General features: G+C 72.7%; 6 protein-coding genes. 2 read left to right on the top strand and 4 right to left on the bottom strand.

The window, feature by feature from the left end; translation table 11 throughout:
- Together AC1DUQ_RS19610 and AC1DUQ_RS19605 are read right to left on the bottom strand one after the other, a co-directional pair.
- A partial coding sequence (locus tag AC1DUQ_RS19610) for an ATP-binding cassette domain-containing protein (protein WP_477074406.1) occupies positions 1-192 on the bottom strand: 192 nt, incomplete at its 3' end.
- A 119-nt stretch (positions 193-311) separates the two neighbouring features.
- Positions 312-650 (bottom strand): TM2 domain-containing protein, encoded by a 339-nt coding sequence (locus AC1DUQ_RS19605; protein ID WP_477062671.1) that lies wholly within the window; start codon positions 648-650, stop codon positions 312-314.
- 66 nt (positions 651-716) lie between these two features.
- Here AC1DUQ_RS19605 and AC1DUQ_RS19600 point away from each other — a divergent pair, with 66 nt between their 5' ends.
- Positions 717-1,295: an HhH-GPD-type base excision DNA repair protein gene (locus AC1DUQ_RS19600; protein WP_056092961.1), complete on the top strand. Its 579-nt coding sequence runs from the start codon at positions 717-719 to the stop codon at positions 1,293-1,295.
- Here the strand turns inward: AC1DUQ_RS19600 and AC1DUQ_RS19595 are convergent.
- Positions 1,279-2,046: a coenzyme F420-0:L-glutamate ligase gene (locus AC1DUQ_RS19595; RefSeq protein ID WP_477062672.1), complete on the bottom strand. Its 768-nt coding sequence runs from the start codon at positions 2,044-2,046 to the stop codon at positions 1,279-1,281. The two genes, AC1DUQ_RS19600 and AC1DUQ_RS19595, sit on opposite strands and share 17 nt — an antisense overlap.
- Positions 2,043-3,059, bottom strand: a complete 1,017-nt coding sequence (locus tag AC1DUQ_RS19590) for a TIGR03557 family F420-dependent LLM class oxidoreductase (RefSeq protein WP_477062673.1) — start codon at positions 3,057-3,059, stop codon at positions 2,043-2,045. Before AC1DUQ_RS19590 ends, AC1DUQ_RS19595 begins: the two co-directional genes overlap by 4 nt.
- A 66-nt stretch (positions 3,060-3,125) precedes the next feature.
- Here AC1DUQ_RS19590 and AC1DUQ_RS19585 point away from each other — a divergent pair.
- The coding region (locus AC1DUQ_RS19585; protein WP_477074405.1) for a hypothetical protein at positions 3,126-3,343 on the top strand (218 nt) is incomplete at its 3' end.

The following is a 3,343-nucleotide window of genomic DNA, read 5'->3' as shown; positions in this document are numbered from 1 at the left end:
CGGCAGGTCCGCGCCCGCGAGCACCGACAGCAGCGTGGACTTGCCCGCACCGGACGGCCCGACGACCGCGATCATCTCCCCGGCGCCCACCGTGAGGTCCAGTCCCTGCAGCGCCTGCACCTCGACGGAGCCGTGCTGGTGGATGCGGACGAGCGACTCGCACTCCACGAGGGGGCGGGCCTCCTGCGTCATCGCGGGCACGGCACTSCCTTCCCTCGGCCGGGAGTCGGGTGCACCGGGCAAACATACGCGCGGCGCCGCGTCCGACCGGCCGGAACCCACCGCCGCGCCGGGAGGTCGCCCGATCACCGCTACCGGAGCTTGAGGCCGCGGGAGTCCGTGCTGTCGGTGGCCAGCAGCATCACGCCGTCGATGAACGCCCAGACGGCCACGCCGAAGACGAGCACGAGGCCGACGAGGAGGAACGCGGTGATCCACCCGACGACCGTGAGGACGAGCTGCGTGACCGCGATGCTCGTGTGCCCGGTGTAGAACCGCCCGACGCCCAGCGTCCCGAGGAAGATCTGCAGCAGGCCGGCGACGAGCTTCTGCTTGTCCGACAGCGGCTGCCCCGTGAACGGGTCCCGGCCGTAGGGCGCCCCCGGATCGTGCACCGGGTAGCCGTACGGTCCCGGGGGGTACATCGCCATGGCGCGACCTTATCGGCCGGCGGAACCGTCTTGGGCGTGTCCGGGACTCGCGAGAGGATCACTGTCATGACTCTCTGGCTCACCGGCGACCCGACCGCCGACCAGCTCCTCACCGACGACCCGTTCGCCCTGCTCATCGGCATGCTCCTGGACCAGCAGGTGACCATGGAGTCGGCCTTCGCGGGTCCCGCCAAGATCGCCGCCCGCATGGACGGCCTCGACGTCCACCGCATCGCGGAGGCCGACCCCGAGACGTTCGCGGCCCTGTGCGCGACGCCTCCCGCGGTGCACCGCTACCCGGGCTCGATGGCCGGCCGGATCCAGGCGGTGGCCGCCGCGGTCGCGCGCGACTACGACGGGGACGTCACGCGGCTGTGGACCGACGGCGACCCGGACGGGCCGACGGTGCTGAAGCGGCTCAAGGCGCTGCCGGGCTTCGGCGACCAGAAGGCGCGGATCTTCCTGGCCCTGCTCGGCAAGCAGCGCGGCGTGCAGCCGACCGGCTGGGCCGAGGCCGCCGGCGCCTACGGGGAGCCCGGGGCGCGCCGGTCCATCGCGGACGTCACCGACCCGGTCTCGCTGAGCGAGGTCCGGGCCACCAAGCAGGCGGCGAAGGCGGCCGCGAAGGCTACGGCTGGCCCCTGAGGGCGTCCTTCCAGCCCTGCGAGTACGCCTCGGCGCTGCCCTGCTGGAACATGTCCTCGTCGCCGAGCCGGACGAGCACGCGCGCGCCCGGTCCGTCGTCGTCGGTCACCAGGTGCCCGAGGCCGCGCACGACCGCGAGCGGCCGCCCCTCGGCCTTGCCCTTGACCAGCTCGCCGGCCGACGCGATCTCGTCGGCCACCGCGGCCTGCGTCATGATCAGCGGCCGACCGAACGTGTCCACCTGACCGCGCAGGTCGTCGAGCACGACGAGTCCCGCGGCGCCGATGGCGATGTCGGTGACACCCTGCCGCCACGGGCGCCCGGCGGTGTCGGTGATGACGACCCCCACCCGGACGCCGAACGCCGCCGACAGCCCCGCCCGGATCCGCCGCGCGGACGCGTCCGGGTCGAGCGGCAGCAGCAGCACGGTGCCCTCGGGGGTGTTGGAGGCGTCGACGCCGGCCGCGGCCATGACGAGGCCGAGCCGGTTCTCCACGATCCGGGTGACCCCCGAGGCGTGCTCGCGGGTCGCGACGACGCGGACGGTCTCGTCGGTGATCGCCTGCTCGCGGTCGTCGGCGGAGACCACGCGGCCCTCGGCCTTGGAGACCACCTTGCTGGTCAGGACGAGGATGTCACCGTCGATCAGCGGGTCGTCGCGGAGCAGCTCGGCGAGCAGCTGCACGAGGTCGTCGCCGGGCGCGATCTCGGGCAGCCCGTCGGGCGCCCAGACCTCGAGGCGGGAGCTCATCGCACCAGGTTGGGCAGCACGTCCGCCCCGAACGTCTCGATCCACTCGCGCTGGTTGCGCCCGACGTTGTGCAGGTAGATGCGGTCGAACCCGAGGTCCACGTACTTCTGGATCTCGGCGCGGTGCTTGTCGGGGTCCGCCGAGATGACCATCCGGCCCTCGAAGTCCTCCGGGCGCACCAGCTTGGCCATCTGCTCGAAGTCGAACGGCGAGCGGATGTCGGCCTTGGGGAACTTCATGCCGCCGTTGGGCCACTCGTGCATCGCGTGCGCCAGGGCCAGCTCGTCGGTCTCGGCCCACGACAGGTGCAGCTGCAGGACCTTCGGCATCGCCTCGGGGTCCTTGCCGGCCTCGCGCGCGCCCTCGTCGAACTTGCCGAACAACCCGGAGATCTTCTCCAGCGGTGCGCCGACCGTGATGAGCCCGTCGGCCAGCCGCCCGGCGCGCTTGGCGGTCACGGGACCGGCCGTCGCGACGAGGATCTCGGGGGCGACCTCGGGCATGGTCCACAGGCGCGTGGACTCCAGCTTGTAGAACTGCCCGGCGTGCTTGACGTCCTTGCCCGCGATCGACGCCGCGAACAGCTTCTTGATGATGTCGATGGCCTCGAACATGCGGTTGATCCGCTCGGGGGCCTCGGGCCAGTAGTTGGCGACGATGTGCTCGTTCAGGGCCTCGCCCGAGCCCAGGCCCAGCCAGTGCCGGCCCGGGTACATCGCGGCGAGGGTGGCCGACGCCTGCGCCACCATCGCGGGGTGCCACCGGAACGTCGGGGCGGTGACGCCGGGGCCGATGTCGCCCGTCGTGCGCTCCCCCAGCGCGGTCAGCACGTTCCAGACGAACGCCGCCTGCCCCTGCGCCGGCACCCACGGCTGGTAGTGGTCGGCCGCCATGACCCCGGAGAACCCGTGGGCCTCCGCGTGGACGGACAGCTCGACCGCCTCGGTCGGGTGGAACTGCTCGAGCATCGCCGCGTACCCGACCGTGAGGCCGTCCGCCGTGACCGTTGCCATCCATTGCTCCTTCGTGGGCCCTCGTCGTCGATCACCCTAACCGCGCGACCAGGCAGGATGATGCCCGTGAGCGACGACACCGTGGCGATCGAGGTGCACTGGGCGCACACCGTTCCCGCCGACGAGCTCCTCGGCGCACTGACGCCCGGCGAGCGCGACCGCGTCGCGACGATCCGGACGGCGGAGGCGCGGGACGGGATCGCGTCGTCCCTGCTGCTGGCGCGGACCGCGGTCGGTTCGTGGGCCGGGGTGACCGCCGGCTCGGTCGAGCTGCACCGCCGCTG

Source organism: Cellulomonas sp. P4_B5_2, assembly GCF_056402235.1.
Note: the sequence above shows the minus strand (reverse complement) of the source record. Positions and strands in the feature narration are given on the sequence as shown.